Consider the following 19,105-nt stretch of genomic DNA (forward strand, 5'->3'; position numbering starts at 1 on the left):
TGTTAGCCATTTTTTGCACCGAAAATCTCAGCAACCGTCCAGCGTTTGGTTTTGCTCAAGGGGCGAGTTTCAGTGATGCGGACGCGATCGCCTGGTTTGCACTGATTTTCTTCGTCGTGAGCTTTGTACCGCTTGGTGCGGACTACGATTTTGCCGTACTTACTGTGGGAGGAGCGGTTTTCGATCGCTACTACGACGGTTTTGTCCATCTTGTCGCTGACTACTACGCCAACTCGTTCTTTAACTGCCATAGCTATCTATCTTTAATTGTGCAATTGAGTTTTTTTGAACTACTGTGCGAGCTTCGGCTGCTGCTTACTCGGGGCTGACTGCGGTTGCAGCTTGCTGTGCGTCGGCTGCTTTCGATGCGGCTTTTTCGGCTTTAGCTTGAGCGTCGGCTGCGATTTGGCGCTCGCGTTCAACTGTCATTAATTGAGCCAGCCGATGTTTGGCGTGCTTGAACAGGTGAGGCTTTTCCAGGCGGCCGGTAGCTTGCTGGAGCCGCAGATCCATGAGTTGGCGCTTGACGGCTAAAATTTGCTCTGCTACTGCTGCATCGCTTAATTCTCTAGCTTCTTTAATCTTGGTCAAAGACATAATTCTGTGCTTTATCGTGAGCGATCGAAAGAGTGAAGACTTAATTGTCTAGATGCTGAAGGTCGAAGGAAAGAAAAGTTATGAATTGCCGATTTTAAATTGCTGTCGCCCTTTAAAATTCAGACCAATGCCGACCTAACTCTACCTTCGATTTTCGCTAGGACTGGCCTTCTTCGCGGCTGATGAACTTGGTTTTAATCGGTAATTTGAAAGATGCCAAACGCATTGCTTCGCGGGCTGTTTCTTCGGCTACACCGCCAATTTCAAACATGATCCGGCCTGGTTTGACGACGGCTACCCAAAACTCCGGCGCGCCTTTACCAGAACCCATCCGGGTTTCTGCTGCGCGCTGGGTGACTGGTTTGTCGGGAAAAATGCGAATCCAGATTTTACCGCCCCGGCGGATATAGCGGGTCATGGCGCGCCGTCCGGCTTCGATTTGGCGGGAGGTTATCCAGGCGGGTTCGACGGCTTGGAGCGCGAAGTCGCCAAAGCTAACTGTGTTGCCGCGGGTGGATTGACCGCTCATTCGCCCGCGCTGTTGTTTGCGGAATTTTGTTCTTTTAGGGCTTAACATGGCTTTGGGAGTTGGGATTTTGGTATTTGGTAATTGGTAATTGGCAATTGGTAATTGGCAATTGGTTTTAAATGACAATTGACCATTGACAACTAACAGTTAACAATTAGCTAGCCTTCGTTCGATCGATCTTCAAAGTTCTGGCGACGGCGCTTTTGCTTAGTCCGGGGCACTGCTGCATTTGGTGCAGATTCTTGTTCTTGTCCGGGAATAATTTCGCCTTTGAAAACCCAAACTTTAATGCCCAGAATACCGTAGATGGTTTGAGCGGTGCAGTAGGAGTAGTCGATGTCGGCCCGCAGCGTGTGCAAGGGGACTCGGCCTTCGCGCGTCCATTCGGTACGGGCGATTTCTGCGCCGTTTAGCCGTCCGCTGACTTGAATTTTGATGCCTTGGATGCCGACTTTTTGGGCGCGGGTGATTGCTTGGCGGACTACTCGGCGGAAGGATACGCGCCGTTCTAGTTGCTGGGCAATGTATTCTGCGATCAGTGTGGCATCGGCGTCTACGCGCTGAACTTCGACGACGTTGATGCGAATTTGGCGGTTGTTACCGATTAGCTGTTGCAAACCGACGCGCAAGGTTTCGATACCTGCTCCGCCGCGGCCTACGACAACGCCCGGTCTGGCGGTGAAGACTTCTAGGTCGATTTGATCGGCTTTCCGTTCAATTCTGACTGAGGAAATGCCAGCATTGCTGAGGGTTTTGCGGACGTACTTGCGGATTTTGTAGTCTTCTTGCAAGAGTTCTGGATAGTTCTTCGGGTCAGCAAACCAGCGAGAGCGGTGCTCTTGGGTAATGCCGAGACGAAAACCAATTGGATGTATTTTTTGGCCCATAATATTTGATTAGTTAATTGGGAAAAAGGTAATTGGTAACTGGGAATAAGTTCGAGGGAAGTCGGAAGAAGGAAGATGTAAAAAACAACTGTCTGCGACTCCGTGATTTCCGTGCTTTGAGGAAAAGGTAATTGGCGATCGCCTATTTTTTCAACTTTAAGCTGTTTATTACCTATTACGTTTTTCCTAGGTTTAGTCTTCTAGGATCGGAGCAACTATTACGGTGATGTGACAAGTTGGCTTGCGGATTTGGTAGGCGCGACCTTGAGCGCGGGGTCTGAAGCGCTTGAGGACTGGGCCTTGGTCTGCGTAAGCTTGAGAGACTACTAGCTTACTTTTGTCTAATCCTGCGTTGTGTTCGGCGTTGGCTACTGCCGATCGCAAAACTTTGACGATCGGTTCGCAGGCGCGGTAGGGCATGAATTCGAGTAAAATCAGGGCTTCTTGGTAGCTTTTGCCGCGAATTTGGTCGAGGACTCGGCGTACTTTGAAGGGGGATGACCGAATGTAACGGGCGATCGCCTTAATTTCGGATGTGGTATCTATAACCATTTCGATTTGGGTAAGTTGGTAATTGGTAATTGGGAAAAAGGTAATTGGTAATTGGGAAAAACTTTTTCCAGTTACCTATTACCTGTCACCTAATTTGGCTATCTTTTTGCCTTTTTATCGCTGTGACCTCTAAAGGTGCGAGTGGGGGAGAATTCTCCGAGTTTGTGACCTACCATTTGGTCGGTGAGGTAGACTGGGACGTGCTGTCTGCCGTTATGAACTGCGATCGTGTGACCTACCATTTGAGGCAGGATTGTGGAAGAGCGCGACCAAGTTTTAATTACTTGTTTTTTGCCTTCGGCGTTGAGTTTTTCAATTTTTGTAAGCAGGTGATCTGCTACAAAGGGGCCTTTTTTTAGCGATCGAGACATGGTTTTGGTAATTAGTAATTAGTAGTTGGAATTGAATTTGGAAGAAAGTTGCAGGAATAAAAGAGCACGGAAAACTTTTTCGTTGTTCCTTCTTCCTTCTTCCTTCTCCCTTCTTCCTTCTTCCTTCTTCCTTAACTTTGTCTGCCGCCCTTGCCGCGCTTGGAAGATTTGCGGCGGCGACGGACGATTAAAGAGTCGCTGCGCTTTTTCTTTTTTCGAGTTTTGGCACCCAATGCTGGTTTACCCCAAGGTGTGACGGGCCCAGAGCGTCCGATGGGCGCTCTGCCTTCGCCACCGCCGTGCGGGTGATCTACCGGGTTCATGACGCTACCGCGAACGGTTGGTCTGCGGCCTTTCCAGCGGGTGCGGCCTGCTTTACCGAGGCTGATGTTTCTAGCGTCTGTGTTGCCAACTTGACCGATGGTGGCGTAGCAGTCGGCGCGGACTTTGCGCTGTTCGCCGGAGGGCAGTTTGAGGGTGACGTAGGTACCTTCTTTTGCCATTAGCTGAGCGCTGGAGCCTGCGGAACGGACGATTTGTCCGCCTTTTCCGGGTACTAGCTCTACGTTGTGGATGCTGGTACCGAGGGGGATGTTTTTCAGGGGTAGGGCGTTGCCGATTTCGATCGGCGCGTCTGGGCCTGAGACTATTACTGTACCGACGGTTAAGTTGAGCGGGTGCAGGATGTACCGTTTTTCGCCATCTTTGTAGAATACAAGGGCGATGCGGGCGTTGCGGTTGGGGTCATATTCGATCGACTTGACGGTAGCAGGAATGCTGTGTTTGTCGCGCCGGAAGTCGATGTCTCTATAAAGCCGTTTGTGACCGCCTCCCCGGTGGCGACAGGTGATGACGCCTCGGTTGTTGCGGCCTTGTTTGGTGTGCTTGTTGCTGGTTAGAGACTTTTCGGGTTCTGACGTGGTAATTTCAGCAAAGTCCGAGACAGTTTTTTCTCGGGTGCTGGATGTATAAGGTCGGTAAGAACGAATGCCCATAATCGATTTTAGATTTTAGATTTTAGACTTGGGATTTTAGATTTTAGATTTGGGATTTTAGATTTGGGATGATCTGTTAACTTTGCTGTTTCCTGGATTGGGAATTTGCACGAGCTAACTGCAATCTAAAATCTAAAATCTAAAATCTAAAATCCAAAATTGGCTAAACTTCTGGGAATAGCAGTTTGCGGATCGACTCTCCGTCTAGCAAAGTGACGGTTGCTCGCTTGTAACAAGGTTTAAAGCCGACGAATTTACCAACTCGACGCTTTTTGCGCGGCGGGTTTTGGGTGTTTACGCCGATGACTTTCACCTTAAATAGCTCTTCGATGGCTGCTTTGATTTGAGGCTTGGTCGCTTTGGGGGCTACGTCGAATGTAAATTGATTTAATTCCATCATTCTGGTAGCTTTCTCGGTGAGAATCGGACGCTGGATCAAATCTGCGTAGTCGCGGGGGTCGATTTTACTCACCGTAAATCTCCTGAATTTTTGTGATGGCGGTAGAGGTGACAATGATTTTGTCAGCCGCGAGAACGTCGTAAACGTTCAGGGAAGTTGCCAAGATGACGTTGACTAATTCGATGTTGCGTCCTGACAAATAGACGTTTAGTTGCGGTTCTGGCAAGATTAACAGAACTTTTTTATTTGGGTCGATGCCCCAACGGGCGATCGCGCTCAGCAATTCTTTGCTTTTCGGTCTCGGAAATTGCTCTGCAAATTCTTCAACCACAATCATGTCTTCGGTGCGACTTTGGAATGCTGTCCGCAAAGCGAGACGGCGTTCCTTTTTGTTCATTTTGACTTCAAAGTCTCTGGGTTTTGGCCCGAATATGACACCGCCGCCCCGCCACAGCGGAGAACGGATCGAACCTGCTCTGGCTCGACCGGTGCCTTTTTGACGCCAAGGTTTGCGACCGCCACCTCTAACTTCCGATCGAGTTTTGGTGCAAGCATTTCCTTGACGGGCGTTATTCAGTTGCCGCGTCAATGCTCTGTGAACGATGTGAGACGCATTTTCTTCTTTGGCTACGCGCAGTTCTAAAGTTGTTTCCCCAACTTCTTCGCCTTGCCAATTTCGCACTACACAATTAACCATATCTTTTGTCCTTTGTCTGTTGTTAGTTGTCTGTTTTTTAGTTGTCGCTTTGTCGCTTTGTCGCTTTGTCGCTTTGTCGCTTTGTCAGCTTTAAGTTTTTGGCTCTTAGTTCTTCTTGCTACTCGCCCGCCAACCACTATCTACTGACTGCTGACTGCTGACTGCTGACTGCTGACTAACGTCCTACTTTTTTCTCAGGCACAACATTGACTAAGGCGCCAGGTTTGCCGGGAACTGCTCCCTTAATTAGCAACAAATTCTGCTCTGCATCCACCCGGACAATTGTGAGTTTGCGGACGGTGACTTGAACGTTGCCCATACGTCCCGCCATTTTTTTACCGGGATAGACGCGGCCAGGAGTTGTTCCAGGTCCGATCGATCCAGGTTCGCGGTGATTTTTGGAACCGTGAGACATAGGGCCTCGTTTGAAGTTGTGGCGCTTTTGAAAGCCTGCAAAACCTTTACCGATGCTTGTACCGGTGACATCTACTATTTGTCCCGGTGTAAAGCTATCTGCTTTTAGTTGTTGACCTAATTCAAAGGAACTGGTGTCTTCCAAGCGGTATTCCTGCAAGTGGCGCAATGGAGTCGCCCCCGACTTGGCAAGGTGTCCCAATTCTGGCTTGTTGAGAGCCTTCGGCTTGACATCGCTGTATCCAACTTGAACGGCACCGTAGCCGTCAGTTTGTTTTGTTTTGATTTGAGTTACTGTACAAGGCCCTGCTTGTATGACGGTGACGGGGATTGCTCTCCCTTCTTCGTCAAACACTTGAGTCATGCCTAGTTTTGTACCTAGAATGCCTACAGACACGGATTTTTTCCTTTTATTTACGCAAGAGGTTTCGGATTGAGATTTTTTTTACGTCAATCCGCTTGCTCTTGTGCAGAAACATTTATTTCAGTGTTCCTGCAATTAACTGTTATCAACCAACAGCTTTCCTCGGTGTTTAAAATTTGAGTTTTAAATTTGGGAGCGAGCTTGTGGAAGTCTTGCAAGGGTTGAGATGCGCGGCTTTTTACCCGATCGCTCTCCGAGTCTTGTCTCGGTCTTGCTTGTTTGCGCCAGGACTTGAGCGGCAAGCTACTCAGTATCCTTAACGGCGACAATTCACAATAGTATATGAAGTGTTTGCCGTTTGTCAAGGCCGCGAGCATAAGTTGATGAATTAACCACTGGTGGCCGGAAACCGGAATTTTTTTAACGACAATACTTTGGTCAAACCCTCAATCAGATTGAAAAACCCGGTTTTTTGATTCGGATCGTCCCGGACTAAACTTTTCGCCTCAGCTTGAGGATTTATAATACTCCAAGCTCGCAATTGGCGATCGACCACATTTAAAACAGCAGGCAAGACAAATTTATGGGACTGATTACGACTGGTTCGGATATGATTCGGGATTTGGAAAAGTCGGGGTCGCTCGCCCTGTACGTTCCTTTAGAGGGAGGATTTGAGGGCCGTTACCTGCGGCGGCTGAGGGCTGCGGGCTACGGTGCCCATACGATTACGGCGCGGGGCTTGGGCGATTTGGCGATGTATTTGACGGGGGTTCACGGGGTGCGGCCGCCGCATTTGGGCAAAAAAACTACTGGCAATGAAGGGGCTGTCGGTTATACCTACTACCTGCCGCCGATGTTGAAAACTCAATTAGACAATTTGCCGCCGAAAGCAAAAGGACTGGTGCTGTGGATTATTGAAGGGCAGGTTTTGTCGAGTCAGGAAGTTGAGTATTTGACTGTTTTGCCGACGTTAGAACCGCGAGTTAAAATAGCAGTGGAGATGGGGGGCGATCGAGCTTTTAGCTGGAAGCCGCTTACAGAAGCTTTAGTTACAGCTTAAATTCTGCTATTGGCGATCGCAAATCAACTAAAAAACGCAGCGAGCAACGAAAGCTCAATAGCTTCGGCTCGCTGGTTTTCTTCTTTTTTGGAAAAACTTTAATTAACAGGAAAATCTTATGCTTCAGAACCGCGATTATACAATCATCATTGACAAAAGCGGCAGTATGTACACCAAAGATCGGACTGGCGGTAAAAGTCGGTGGGCGCTGATCCAAGAATCGACGATCGCCCTAGCGAATAAATGCGAAGAACTTGACCCAGACGGCATCACCGTTTATGTATTTTCCGGTCGTTTTAAGCGCTACGACAACGTAACATCAGCTAAAGTCTTGCAAATATTCCAAGAAAACGAACCTTCGGGGAATACAAATTTAGCTGCGGTACTGCTAGACGCTCTAAACAGTTATTTTCAGCGCAAAGCATCCGGTAAGACCAAGCAAAATGGGGAAACAATATTAGTGGTAACGGACGGTGAACCCGACGATCGCAAAGAAGTGATGAAAACGATTATAGAGGCTTCGCGGAAGATCGATCGAGATGAAGAGTTAGCAATTTCTTTCATTCAAGTAGGGAATGCGCCGGAAGCTACTAAATTTCTCAAAATATTAGATGACGAACTACAAAGCGCTGGGGCTAAATTTGATATCGTTGATACTGTGACGATGGACGATCTTGAAGACATGACACTGACGGAAGTATTGTTAAATGCAATCACTGATTGAAGAATCGGGGAAATTTCGCGCGATTATATTTGTGGCTGGTTGCTGGGCAGCATTTTTTAGAGGGTTTTAAGTTATGGAATCGATCGATCGCCTGTTAGCTGAACTTAAGGCAGAATATCAAGCATCTCAAAAACTTCGCGAGGTACAAAATCAGCCGTCAGTGGAAGCACAACCGCTTTCGCAACCAGCAGCAGCAGTGCCGTCAAATAAAACATCAAAAACAACAAATATCAATTTGTATCCTGGTGCTTTAGAGAAGGATTTAGCTGAAATTAAAGCTGAATGCGAAGCACAAAATAAACATCAGGAAGTTGCTGCACAAAAACCGCTTAAGTCTCCGCAAAAAGCAGAAAATAAAGCTCAGGAAGTGACTGCAATCGCACCGCAACCCCCAGAAAAGATTGTGCAGTCAGAGTTAGACATCCAAACCCGCAGGCAGAAGGTTAGGCAAGCTCAAGTTTGGCTAAAAAATTTGGATAAAAATTCCGATGAGAGATATTGGTTCGATCAGTTTGCTTTTAAGTATAGTTCGAGGATAGATGCGGCGATCGACTATTTACAAGTTGTGGACGAGTTTGATTGAGCGATCGAACTTAAACATTGCCTAATTGTCTCCAAGACTGAGTTCGAAAGGCTGTCTAATTCATACCCACCCTCTAAACCAAACATAACCCTCGGTGTAATTTCTAGACTGTATTGCGTAAGTGCAGCATAGTCTTGGGGCTGTAGATTTATTTTAGACAGTAAATCGGCTTGGTTGGCATCGTAGCCTGCGCTGACAATAAGCAAATCTGGGCAAAAGTTATGGAAAAAGGGGAGAACTTTGGTTTCAAACAATTGATGGTACTTTTGTATAGTGCTACCTGGGGTTATGGGGAGATTCAAAATGTTGTTAAATTTGCCCTGTTCTTGTGATTTTCCTGTGTGCGGATAACCGGGCGATTGATGAATCGAACAGAACGCGATGTTGGGGTAATTTTCTACAGCAGCTTGGGTTCCATTGCCATGATGGACATCCCAATCTAGAATGCCAACACGCTTGATGTTCTCATTAGTAAGTGCGTAAATAGCGGCAATGGCTGCGTTGCAGAAAATGCAAAACCCCATGCCTTCATCTGGGAGTGCATGATGTCCTGGAGGTCTTGCTAAAACGAAAACAGGTTTTCCTTGCATCCAAACTCTATCAACCCCATCTAACCAAGCATTCACAGCCAGCTCCGCCACTTCAAAGCTTTTCGGAAAAATCTGGGTTGACTCAAAGCAGCCCCAACCTCTTGCAGAATAAGCACTCACCAAGTCGATGTAGGTCATGGAATGAACCCGTTTAATCGCCTCGATTGCATTTCTGGAGGAAGAAGGCTCGACCCATTCAATTAAGTTGGCAACTGTTGAGGCTTTTAATCTATTTATAATTGCCGTAAGTCGCTCGGGCTGTTCGGGGTGCATGTACCCGGTTTGATGTTCGAGGAATTGCGAGGAGTAGATGATGGTAATCATTTAGTCACAAGCCAAAATAATGCGTCTCGAATTATATCATAAGAAGGCTTAAGCTCTGGCTTATAAACTAGAGCTTGGCTCGATCGCCGAGTTCCTTAAATTTAACTGTTGTCCTCCTCCCGAAGATCGTTTTTCTCAACGAATCGCCCCAGATACAGATTGATAAAATCTTCCGCAGCAGCTTCATCAATATTTCCTAAAGCTTTGACTATTTCCGTTACCGCTTCAGCTAGAGGATCGCTGACTTCGTTCACCCACTGGTAAACAGTAGATCGATTAATGCCCATTGTCACCGCGAGGCGATTTTGGCTGATACCGTAAGTTCCTAAGACTTGCCTGAGTGCTTTTCCTGCTTTTCCCATGCCTCCAATCATCTCAGAGGATTTTAACGACGTAAATGTTTGTAACTATAAACATCAAGTAAGGTATGATGTTTGTAGTTACGAACATTATTTGGTTAGAAACTTGGTAAAACCCTATGTCAGAGAAATTACCTGCACAAGCCGATGGCTCCCCTGCTAGCCTTGTCGCCGACGCTTTAACGATAGACGGCCGGCCGGCAAACCGAATGATTTTGCTCGGCGATCCCAAATGGGTTAAGGGCATCATCCACCGCTTGCACAGTTTGGGGATAGCCGAATTCGGATCGTGGAGCAAGTTGACACGAACTCGCAACCCAGGAGAACTCATCAGCATCCTGAAGCGTTCCAGAGGACAAGATCGAGCTTGAGAAAATGCCCGTCTCACAGCTAGCTTTGAAGCGGTAAAAACCTCTCCCCAACCCCTAGGCTTGCAAACAGAGGGGTTGGGGGGGTTAGGTTTTATTCTTTGCCTGGGCCTACAATTCCTGTTACAGTATCTTTTGGCACAGACGTAGGATTCAGCAGAAATGAAGCTGCTGTTTTTGCTGTGATTTCAGATAGCTGAATTTGTGTAAACTCAACAATACCTTCAGCTATAAAAGAATCTCTCAACTCAGCTTTTTCTCCGCTGTTAAAAACAGTTTCATAAAAAACTTCGCGAATCCCTGCAGAAATGATTAATTTCAAACAATAAATGCAGGGTTCTAAAGTCACGTAAATGCTAGATCCAGCCGTAGATATCCCGTGTTTGGCCGCTTTGGCGATCGCATTTGCTTCAGCGTGAACCGCCCTTGATGGCAAAGTTTTGCTGGCGTCGCAACTGCTCAAACCCGGATAGCAAAAGCCTTGAGTCGTACAGTGTACCGAACCTGACGGCGAACCGTTGTAACCCGTGGCTAAAACTTGCCTGTCTTTAGCAATTACTGCGCCGACGGGAAAAGCCAGACAAGTCGATCGAGTAGCAGCTAATTTTGCCAACATTAAAAAGTATTCGTCCCAATTTGGTCTGTGAGGGGGTTCGTAATTGTCTGGTGTATTGTTCATTTAAAATCTAGAATGAGAACTTTATTGAAACGAGAAATTTCTTGTCAGAGTCCAGTTGAGCCAAATCCCTTATCTCCCCTAGAACTCGAACTTAACATTTTGATCTCTTCAATTTCCACACGAATTACTGGCGCTATTACCATTTGAGCAATTTTCATGCCTTTTGTCACTTGAAAGGAAGTTTGACCGTGATTGATTAAGATGACTCCGATTTCGCCTCGATAGCCCTCATCTATGGTTCCTGGTGCATTGAGTACAGTGATTTGGTGCTTGAGAGCTAAACCGCTTCTGGGACGAATTTGGGCTTCTGTTTTTTCTGGTAATTCTATTGATATTCCTGTATGAATTAACTGGCTTTCTCCCGGAGTAAGTTCTAATTCATCTATAGAAAATAAGTCCATTCCAGCATCAGTATCATGGGCATATTGGGGGATTATCGCTAATTCATGGAGTTGCAGAATTTTTAGTTTCATCTTGTTTTGTGAGTGGAAGGAAGAAGGAAGAATGATAAGACAGAAAAGTTTTTAGCTCTCCCAACTTCAGTTGTATCGGAATGATTTAACCGCAGAGAGCGCAGAGGACACAGAGGAGGAGAAGAGAGAGATGAATAATTTCTATGATGGCAATTATTACGGGGCTAGCCTTGCTTTTCCCAGACGAGTAGCTGTGTACCACTTGGCAATGTCGGGTGCCCAATTCTCAAAGTGAGGCCACATCATTTCGCAGAGTTTTTGAATTTCTAGTTGAGCATTTTTCTTGTTTCTCAAGTCAGAAAAATGCAGGAAAGACCTCAAATTGAAACTGACTACAAAATGCTGGCGGTAGTCAAAGGGTAATTTGCCTCTGGCGTGTTCCTCCGACATCCCGCCGTCGAAGTCAATTTTGTAACGTTTAGCGGCTTCTAGACACCACTCTAAATCTTTTTCTCTCTGTTCGGGAGAATAGTAATATTTTTTGCCTTCGCGATCGGTATAATAATCTACTGGACGCAGGTAAAAAATATCTTCGATATCTTTTTTACCGACAGCGGCATCAAGAAATTGATTTCCCGTGTAGCGAAGAGAATTATGTACTACTAAACCATTAGCAACAAAATTATGCCAGTCACCATCCACTTCTAAGTCGTAAGTCATTTGTTGACCAACATATTCAACACTCTTGACTTTTACGGCATGAGACTGCAATTTTCTTCCCTTGGGCTTTGGCTTAACTTCCCAATCTTGAGGATCTAAAATTGGTGAATAAGGTTGATAAAATTCAATCTCTAAATTATTTTGATGGATATATTCGTGACATTCTTTACAGAAAGTCACTAAATTATCAAAATCATAAGCGAGAGATTGATTTGCAAAAACTGGTATTAAGTGATGAGCGTGAAGACTACCACCCCTCACGGCACATTTTTGACAAATATAATCAAACTTTTTGTGGACTTGGGGTGCAATTTGACGTGTCCAAGCGCCAATCAATTGTCGCTCGGTAGAAGTGCCACCTTTCCAAAAATGAGACTCAGCACCTCTTTGTGTGTAAATTTTTGCATTTTCTATCCGTTTTTGGCGACTGTCTTCAGAGAGGTTTAGTTCATAACCTCCTTTGCCTTTATTCCAAGGTTCATCGCTCCCGGGTTTTCGCTTATTTAGAGACAGTCCATAAGCATAGACCCATTTTTTAACGACCTCAATTGAGCAGTTAGCTAAAGTCGCCATTTCATCAGCGTGCAATCCTTTCTCAAGTTGATCCACTAACCAATTTTGGTCGCGATAGAGAGCGTTAGGGTTGTAATTCCAGGGCTTATGACCTTCAGGGAAGCGCGAACCTGAATAGGCTAAAGATAGCCCATGTTTGTTAGTCCATGCTTTAATCGTATTGGGAGAGCAGTTAGATAAGTCAGCAATTTCTTTGATGGTCAATCCTTGCGAAATTTTGGTTTCAAGCCATGACTTGTCTGTGTAAATCCTATCATCTGTCACCGACACACCATTACACATAACATGGGAATTTTGGTTAATACGAACCACTGTTCCATCTGCCTGGGTTATTAACCCAACCGCATCTTTCATTGTTTGCCAACCGTCGGGGGTAAATAAACGGTGATTAGCGGTACATTCTAAAGTTTTGCCGTCTTCCAATGTTACCTTATAAACCGGCTGAATACCGCTGCACATTACCTCTTTGATATGACCTACTTCAAACAAGCCTGTTTGTTCATTTAAGACTCGTAGGCGCATTTTACGGATTCTTTGTTTACAGTCACGACGATATTCGCCTGGTGGCTCACCATTTCGACCTAGAATAGACCGAGAACGAATCGCTTTTTCTCCATTAGTCCAAAGGTCATAAAGTTCTCCTATTGTTTTGCTCAAATTTTTCTTGCCAGCACTTCCCTTACAATCAACAAAAGTGATTAAGGTATCAGCAGCAAGACATTGCACATCGAATGATACTCCTACACGATGAGTCCTCGCCTGCTGCATGACACTGTGGGGAAAGTACCCGCAATTAAAAATAATTTGGGGATGCTCTAGGGGGCCGTAATGCCCACGATCGCCCGCTAGGAGTCGCTTAACAATTATTTCGCCACATTCTGCCTCAGACGGCCACGAATCCCGCTCGTCAAATACAAAGTTCTCAGTATAGTCTTGATGGAGTGCAGCATAAACTACTTGCTGAGGATTTGGTGTTTGAGAAATAACTTCTACTCTGAATTTCTCCATGATATTTTATTTGTGTTTCCAACAGTAGTTTGAAATTGCAACATCCTAGATTGTTTCATATAATAGCATTTATGGCAAGTTATTTTTATGCTAATAATTCGTTAGTTAATGTAGCTAATTTTTGGGTTACTCGCAGTATAGCTTGGGAATAGGGGGCTTCGGATGATGTGCCGATCGCCCTAGCAGGTGACAAGGGTGCATCGCACTATAACAAAAAGCATTTTTTGTTGTAGTTATAGTAATATTGCTGTAGATAGGTTCTAATGTCTCAAATTTTGTTTGAGCGGAATTTTAATTACAAACTCCGTGCCTTCTCCAGATTGTGAGTTGCAACTTAAAGTACCCTGATTGACCATACTGGGATTTTTCGGTTAACAACAGTTGAGTTTGTGTGGGGCCCGATCGCCTTTGGGACATCACCAATCATCTGTATGCAGCCCCAACACAGCTCGTTTGCTGAAAGTTTTTTACAGCGATATCCTTCACCGAAATTGAAATCACAAACTCTGTACCTTCACCTAAATTTGAGTTGACTTCTAAAGTTCCAGAGTGTTTCTGGACTACGATTTGACGGGCGATCGCCAATCCTAGCCCTGTTCCTTGGCCCACGGCTTTAGTTGTAAACAGATGATCGAAAATTTTTTCCTTCACATCAGGAGTCATGCCAATCCCATTATCTTGAATTCGGATCGCCACCCGATCTTCCGACAATTGGGTTTTGACAGTAATTTGGTTGCGGTTGGCTTCGATCTGAGCAAAACTGCGTCCTTGATTTGATTCCTCAACGGCATCGATCGCATTTGCCAACAGATTCATAAATACCTGATTCAACTGTCCCGCAAAGCATTCTACTTTTGGTAAATCACCATAGTCTGTGATGACTTTAATTTCCGGGCGAGATTCATTGGCTTTGAGGCGATGCTTGAGAATCAAGAGCGTGCTGTCAATGCCCTCGTGGATATCGAAAAAAATAGGGCGATCGCAATCAGAACGCGAGAAAGTTCTTAAACTGGTGCTGATCGTGCAAATACGAGCCACTCCTTGTTCCATCGAATCCATCAACTTAGGTAAATCTTCTCGCAAGTATTCCAAGTCTATTTCCTCCACAACTTCCTGTAATTTGGCACTCGGATGAGATAGTTCTTGCTGGTATAAATCGATTAGTTGAAATAAATCTTTAATATAGTCTTTAGCAGGTTTGAGATTGCCAACCAGAAAGCCGAGCGGGTTATTAATTTCGTGTGCGACACCCGCCACTAAATTACCCAAAACAGACATTTTTTCGCTGTTGATTAACTGAATTTGAGATTGTTGGAGTTGTGTGAGTGCGGCTTCTAAATCAGCGGTTTTTTCAGCTACACGCTGTTCTAGATTTTTGGTTAACTGCCGTAGCTGCAAATGAGTTTTCACCCGTGCTAGCACCTCAATTTCTTGAAAGGGTTTGGTGATGTAGTCCACAGCACCTAATGCAAATCCTTTCAATTTACTCTCAGCATCGGATAGAGCGGTCATAAAAATGATAGGAATGCTGGCTGTTGCGGGATCTGCCTTCAGACGCTGGCAGGTTTCAAAGCCGTCAATTCCTGGCATTTGAACATCAAGCAAGATCAAATCGGGAGGATAAGCTCGGACTCGCTTCAGAGCGCGATCGCCGTCGATCGCGGTTGCTACTTCATATCCCGCATCACTTAAGGTTTCACAAACTACTTCTAAGTTCGCAGGGGTATCATCCACCACCAGAATTAATTCTGGACTAGACATCTGTTTTCTCCTCTGTCAGGTATTGTTTCAGCAATTCTTCAATTTCTTCGGCTTTAAATTGCTTGGCAAGATTCATAATTTGTGAGGCAAAACCAGCGTAACGAGGGTTAGATTTAGCAAGATACTCTGTGTCTTCTCGCAGCTTTTTTAAGTTGCCTTTCTTGGCCAGATTTAGTAATTTATTTATCTCTAAAATGTCAGGAATTAGTATTTCTGGCTCTTCTAAAGTAGTCGTCAAAGTGGATGGTTTAGACTCGTTGGATACTTGAGTTTCATATTTCCACTTTAATTCTAAATGAGTGGCTAACAGGTTAAATAATTCACTAACATTCACTGGTTTGTCTAGGAAATCATTTCCCCCTGCATCTAAACTCATCTGTCGGTCGGCTTGTGCCACCGATGCAGAAGAGACAATAATCTTCTGGTTTCGCAAATTATGTTCGCTGCGAATTTGTTCGAGCAGTTCAAAGCCGTTCATGACTGGCATCACCAAGTCTGTAATCACTAAGTCTGGTGGAGACTGTCGGATTTTTTTCAAGGCTTCAAGTCCATTTTCGGCCTCAGTCAGCAGGAATCCGAGTGGCTCTAGCAAGTTGATGAGAACGGCTCGGTTTTCCCAACGATCGTCTACTACCAGAATACTGCGTCGTTCTCCTTCATAACCAATAATTTGTTTTCCAGTTGCGATCGAGTTTTGCTGTGCCCAATCGGTAGCGATCGCCAGTTCCACCTCAAAAAAGAAGTCACTGCCGACTCCGGGTTGGCTCTTAACTTGGATTGGTCCGTTCATGAGTTGGACAATCCTTTGGCTGATTGCCAGTCCTAAACCCGTGCCCTCGGCTTGGCGCTGGCGATCGCCCACTTGTTCAAAAGCCTGAAAAATTTTATCCAATTGGTCAGGCGCAATTCCAACGCCCGTATCTTCGACTTGAAATTCGATCCTGCGAGTGGACGGATTGGCATGATTCTCGATCGCGGCAACCTTGAGCGTGACAGAACCTTTGTCGGTGAATTTAATTGCATTTCCCAGCAAGTTGAGTAATACCTGACGCAGCCGTTTTTCATCGGCAAAAATCCCTTCAGGCAACTGCGGATCGGGATCGTAAACGAAGTCAATGCCTTTTTGGTCGGCACGAATGCGGCAGATTTCCGCGACACCTTGAAGAAATGAGGGAAAGTGAATCGCTTTCGGTGCGAGTTCTAGTTTGCGGGCTTCAATTTTGGACAAGTCCAACACATCGTTAATCAGCGTTAGCAAATGAGAACCGCACTGGTGAATGATTTCTACCCCATGACGTTCTTTCGCTGGCAACGCGCTGCTACGGGTGAGGATTTGAGCATAGCCCAGAATGCCGTTGAGGGGAGTGCGGAGTTCGTGGCTCATGTTGGCTAGAAATTCGCTTTTTGCCTGGTTTGCTGCATTAGCGGTTTCTTTTGCCGCATCTGCTGCTGCTTTTGACTTCTTCAGTTGGGTTTGCTCAAACGCTTGCACTTGCCATAGAACCACAATCATCGTGCCTGTCAATCCAGCAATCACCAGCGCCATCATGTCCAAGGGTCGCAGTTGAGCTTCGATATTTTCACGCGGAATCACCAGCGCCATTGACCAGTTGGCTTCTTTGAGCGGTATAAAAGCAACATATTTTTGAGTTCCATCTATTGAAACGAGTTCCATTCCTTGTTCTTGATTGACCATGCGTTGAGCAATTTCTGCCAAACCTTGGTCTGGAGACTTTACCAGGCTAGGAGCGGGCTTATCCGAGCTAGACATGAATGTTTGATTTGGGTGGACGATCGCCTCTCCTTTCGAGTTAAGGGCAAAGGCATAGCTGTTATTGCCATATTGCAGTTGATTGACGACTTGGGCAATGCGATCGACTTTCACAAAACCACCGAATACTCCAATTGGTGAGCTGGCAGCATCAAAACTCTGACGAATGGGAGCCGTGATCGGAATCGAGGGCTTTCCTGTTGTCCGACTGATGATCGGATCATAAACGGCAGTCTTACCTGCGATCGCGCCTCGAAAGTGCGGGCGATCGTTAATCTTTTTATTAGAGCGACCGATTTCAGTGTTGTATAGCGTACCGTCTAGCGTTGCGAAGTTGAAAAAGAAAAACTGATCGATGCGCTTAACTTCTGCTTTCAGATAAGCCTCAGCCCTCAACCAATTTAATGAGCGTACTGTCTCAGTGATAGAGAGTGTTTGTACCTCAGTTTTACGGGTTTTGAGCCAGCTATCAATCTCGCTCGTTCCCTGCTGCACTTCTAGAAACGCATTTTCCTTAAGATTTGCCAGCGTCAAATTCCGTACCACTTGGTAGCTGAAATAAGCACCAACGCTGACAATTAATGTCGTAACTCCAACGACCAGTCGCATCAGCAAGTTGCGAGTCGCTTTCTCTTTTTCATGGGAGGATAATGACTGAGTTGGTTGATGTGCAGTTGGTTCGTGGAGTGGCCCGGAGGTGGTCATAAGCTCTGATCCGTTATCAGACTGTTCTTTTTAGTATACCCATTTATTTCAGAGCGACAGGCGGCGATCGTTCTGGCTCAAATTTAAAGGCGATCGCACTCCACCAACAATCTCTCAACCCAATTCCAATCGAAGACTACCGCTTATAAAAAATCGCAGATAAAGCCTATGGCTTCTAGTCGTGGGATTAATCTACTTACCGTTTAGGGTCAGTCCTTTTCAGTCTAAACCGCAGTTCCCTAATCCGATCTCTGAGCACAATAGGTTTGATTTCTCACTTCTTGCTCGCAATATTTCTTGAGTAATTCTTTCTCTTCTTGACTGAAGCGAAACGTAATAAATACATCCGGTTTGGGCATTGACAGATACCACAGTTAGAGATACCTTAATTATAGTGGTTAGGGCATTGAACCACTTTACAATCTAGAAACAAGTCAGTATTTGTAGGTTCTGAAGAAAAAGAATTAACTGTGAGGCCGCGCGCTGCAATTTCTTTGGCAAACACCCATTTTAACTGCTCTACTGCTGCTTTGGTGGCTGAGTAAACGCCATAAGTCGGCAACATCAAACGGGTAACAGACGCATAAAAACTGATTACCCGTCCATTATTATGAAGCAGAGTTGCCGCCTCTTTCAAACCCCGAAAAATGCCTTTGAGGTTGATTTGAAAAAGCGGAACGTTATAGCTCGATCGCGATACTTCTAAGTTAGCTGTAGGTCGATCTATCTTAAACTCGATTCGATCGCTCCCACATTCTCATTAAACCTGTCTTAAGCTAAAGTTTCTCACCTTAAGTTTCTCTTTTTTATGACACTTACGCACGTACTACGATTTTCTGTCATTGCGAACGTAGTGAAGCAATCTCAAATCCTTGATTTAACGAGAGTGCGTAAGTCCTATTTTTATAGTTTTAATAACAATACTTCGGACAGTTTTTAAGCAGCGAGAGTACCATAGGATAGGACTGATGGAAGGTTAGGGTGATTTAAAATTAAATCCGGGTCTAAATCTAACTTATCAATAAAGGTGTAAAGTATATGTCTGTTGAATTGCTGCCGTTTATAAGAGGCCATTGAAAATACGAATGACTCGGGAGACAAATGACGATTATAAGCTTCATATTTGGCTAAATTTAAAGCAATTAGACTGGCATTAAAATGAAAATTAAGGCGTTGACCACTACGACATTGACCAGAGGATAAACCAGTAAATTGTTTGGCATCACGAAAAATAAACTCAATTTGAAAACGAGCCTGATAATACTCAAGTATTTGCTCACCTGTCAGAGCGAGCTCAGTGCTAAACAATAAAATATTTTTGGTTTTACCGTTAGGTTGAACTTCTCCAAGGCAAGCTAAACGTATTTTACATTTTAAACAAACACTCCATACTACTAATGAATAAAGCTTAACCCCCGGCTTAACTTCTTTAATAAAAGTTAAATTTTTTAAGTTTTTACAGTCTACTTTTCCATCATATTTGCGAGGAGCTCCCCGTTTATTTCTTTCACCTGTATAGAGGTAATTTAAGTTGGCATCAGACCGTAATTTGCTAATCAAATTTAAATTAGAATTTCTGACAGTATCCCAGAACTTAGCGCGGTAATAATAACCGTCAGCTACCAAATAACGTACAGATTCTGGCAATAAAGAACGAGTTT

24 protein-coding genes and 1 pseudogene are annotated in these 19,105 nt (G+C 45.0%); 4 read left to right on the top strand and 21 right to left on the bottom strand.

The annotated features are described in order from the left end of the window. Positions 1-2: 2 nt before the first annotated feature. From rpsQ to QUB13_RS18300, 11 genes are all read right to left on the bottom strand, one after another. Complete coding sequence (gene rpsQ / locus QUB13_RS18250; RefSeq protein ID WP_194010350.1) at positions 3-251, bottom strand: 30S ribosomal protein S17; 249 nt, start codon at positions 249-251, stop codon at positions 3-5. Positions 252-315: 64 nt separating this feature from the next. After that, entirely contained in the window at positions 316-597 is a 282-nt protein-coding gene (gene rpmC / locus QUB13_RS18255) for a 50S ribosomal protein L29 (protein WP_194067217.1), read from the bottom strand. A 157-nt stretch (positions 598-754) separates the two neighbouring features. After that, positions 755-1,174, bottom strand: coding sequence for a 50S ribosomal protein L16 (rplP, locus tag QUB13_RS18260; RefSeq protein ID WP_194010369.1), 420 nt, complete (start codon positions 1,172-1,174; stop codon positions 755-757). Positions 1,175-1,284: 110 nt separating this feature from the next. Next, entirely contained in the window at positions 1,285-2,013 is a 729-nt protein-coding gene (gene rpsC / locus QUB13_RS18265) for a 30S ribosomal protein S3 (protein ID WP_194010348.1), read from the bottom strand. A gap of 192 nt (positions 2,014-2,205) precedes the next feature. Continuing rightward, positions 2,206-2,565, bottom strand: a complete 360-nt coding sequence (gene rplV, locus QUB13_RS18270) for a 50S ribosomal protein L22 (protein ID WP_194010347.1) — start codon at positions 2,563-2,565, stop codon at positions 2,206-2,208. A gap of 98 nt (positions 2,566-2,663) precedes the next feature. Beyond that, positions 2,664-2,936 carry a 30S ribosomal protein S19 gene (gene rpsS, locus QUB13_RS18275; protein ID WP_194010346.1) on the bottom strand — a complete coding sequence of 91 codons (273 nt, stop codon included), beginning with the start codon at positions 2,934-2,936 and terminating at the stop codon, positions 2,664-2,666. A 131-nt stretch (positions 2,937-3,067) separates the two neighbouring features. Continuing rightward, complete coding sequence (rplB, locus tag QUB13_RS18280) at positions 3,068-3,931, bottom strand: 50S ribosomal protein L2 (RefSeq protein ID WP_194010345.1); 864 nt, start codon at positions 3,929-3,931, stop codon at positions 3,068-3,070. 163 nt (positions 3,932-4,094) lie between these two features. Beyond that, on the bottom strand, positions 4,095-4,403 hold the full coding sequence (locus QUB13_RS18285) for a 50S ribosomal protein L23 (RefSeq protein ID WP_194010344.1): 309 nt from the start codon (positions 4,401-4,403) through the stop codon (positions 4,095-4,097). After that, complete coding sequence (gene rplD / locus QUB13_RS18290) at positions 4,396-5,028, bottom strand: 50S ribosomal protein L4 (protein WP_333092072.1); 633 nt, start codon at positions 5,026-5,028, stop codon at positions 4,396-4,398. The genes QUB13_RS18285 and rplD overlap by 8 nt, the downstream gene beginning before the upstream one ends. Positions 5,029-5,203: 175 nt before the next feature. Further along, a complete protein-coding gene (rplC, locus tag QUB13_RS18295; RefSeq protein ID WP_333383106.1) occupies positions 5,204-5,839 on the bottom strand; it encodes a 50S ribosomal protein L3 in 636 nt (211 codons plus the stop codon). Between the two features lie 355 nt (positions 5,840-6,194). Then, a complete protein-coding gene (locus QUB13_RS18300) occupies positions 6,195-6,380 on the bottom strand; it encodes a hypothetical protein (RefSeq protein WP_333383109.1) in 186 nt (61 codons plus the stop codon). A gap of 9 nt (positions 6,381-6,389) precedes the next feature. On the opposite strand from QUB13_RS18300, the gene QUB13_RS18305 reads away from it, so the two are divergent. The 3 genes from QUB13_RS18305 (at position 6,390) to QUB13_RS18315 (ending at position 8,173) form a co-directional block, all read left to right on the top strand. Beyond that, positions 6,390-6,866, top strand: a complete 477-nt coding sequence (locus QUB13_RS18305; RefSeq protein WP_333383112.1) for an NAD(P)H-quinone oxidoreductase subunit N — start codon at positions 6,390-6,392, stop codon at positions 6,864-6,866. A gap of 118 nt (positions 6,867-6,984) precedes the next feature. Then, the gene (locus QUB13_RS18310; RefSeq protein ID WP_194067210.1) at positions 6,985-7,590 is read left to right on the top strand and encodes a vWA domain-containing protein; all 606 of its coding nucleotides are present in this window, start codon (positions 6,985-6,987) and stop codon (positions 7,588-7,590) included. A gap of 73 nt (positions 7,591-7,663) precedes the next feature. Further along, positions 7,664-8,173 (top strand): salt stress protein, Slr1339 family, encoded by a 510-nt coding sequence (locus QUB13_RS18315; protein WP_333383116.1) that lies wholly within the window; start codon positions 7,664-7,666, stop codon positions 8,171-8,173. Here QUB13_RS18315 and QUB13_RS18320 read toward each other — a convergent pair. Both QUB13_RS18320 and QUB13_RS18325 read right to left on the bottom strand, forming a co-directional pair. Continuing rightward, positions 8,143-9,087, bottom strand: coding sequence for a histone deacetylase family protein (locus QUB13_RS18320; protein WP_194067208.1), 945 nt, complete (start codon positions 9,085-9,087; stop codon positions 8,143-8,145). The genes QUB13_RS18315 and QUB13_RS18320 overlap by 31 nt on opposite strands. 101 nt (positions 9,088-9,188) lie before the next feature. Continuing rightward, the gene (locus QUB13_RS18325; protein WP_194067236.1) at positions 9,189-9,449 is read right to left on the bottom strand and encodes a helix-turn-helix domain-containing protein; all 261 of its coding nucleotides are present in this window, start codon (positions 9,447-9,449) and stop codon (positions 9,189-9,191) included. 116 nt (positions 9,450-9,565) lie between these two features. Here QUB13_RS18325 and QUB13_RS18330 point away from each other — a divergent pair, with 116 nt between their 5' ends. Next, positions 9,566-9,817, top strand: coding sequence for a hypothetical protein (locus QUB13_RS18330; RefSeq protein WP_333383121.1), 252 nt, complete (start codon positions 9,566-9,568; stop codon positions 9,815-9,817). Between the two features lie 91 nt (positions 9,818-9,908). Here QUB13_RS18330 and QUB13_RS18335 read toward each other — a convergent pair whose 3' ends face one another. From QUB13_RS18335 to QUB13_RS18370, 8 genes and pseudogenes are all read right to left on the bottom strand, one after another. Beyond that, the gene (locus QUB13_RS18335) at positions 9,909-10,493 is read right to left on the bottom strand and encodes a deoxycytidylate deaminase (protein WP_194067206.1); all 585 of its coding nucleotides are present in this window, start codon (positions 10,491-10,493) and stop codon (positions 9,909-9,911) included. A gap of 44 nt (positions 10,494-10,537) precedes the next feature. Further along, entirely contained in the window at positions 10,538-10,966 is a 429-nt protein-coding gene (gene dut / locus QUB13_RS18340; RefSeq protein WP_333383124.1) for a dUTP diphosphatase, read from the bottom strand. A 156-nt stretch (positions 10,967-11,122) separates the two neighbouring features. Next, positions 11,123-12,925, bottom strand: a complete 1,803-nt coding sequence (locus QUB13_RS18345) for an FAD-dependent thymidylate synthase (protein WP_333383136.1) — start codon at positions 12,923-12,925, stop codon at positions 11,123-11,125. 6 nt (positions 12,926-12,931) lie between these two features. Beyond that, a pseudogene (locus QUB13_RS18350) lies at positions 12,932-13,207 on the bottom strand (FAD-dependent thymidylate synthase); the annotation flags it as partial. A gap of 423 nt (positions 13,208-13,630) precedes the next feature. Then, positions 13,631-14,968, bottom strand: a complete 1,338-nt coding sequence (locus QUB13_RS18355) for a sensor histidine kinase (protein WP_333383127.1) — start codon at positions 14,966-14,968, stop codon at positions 13,631-13,633. After that, entirely contained in the window at positions 14,961-17,444 is a 2,484-nt protein-coding gene (locus tag QUB13_RS18360; protein WP_333383130.1) for a hybrid sensor histidine kinase/response regulator, read from the bottom strand. Before QUB13_RS18360 ends, QUB13_RS18355 begins: the two co-directional genes overlap by 8 nt. Positions 17,445-17,829: 385 nt before the next feature. Beyond that, positions 17,830-18,183, bottom strand: coding sequence for an SDR family oxidoreductase (locus QUB13_RS18365; RefSeq protein WP_333383139.1), 354 nt, complete (start codon positions 18,181-18,183; stop codon positions 17,830-17,832). A 197-nt stretch (positions 18,184-18,380) separates the two neighbouring features. Then, the coding region (locus QUB13_RS18370) for a transposase (RefSeq protein ID WP_333383133.1) at positions 18,381-19,105 on the bottom strand (725 nt) is incomplete at its 5' end.

This window comes from Microcoleus sp. B4-D4 (genome assembly GCF_036705185.1).
In the GTDB taxonomy this organism is placed as follows: Bacteria; Cyanobacteriota; Cyanobacteriia; order Cyanobacteriales; family Microcoleaceae; genus Microcoleus.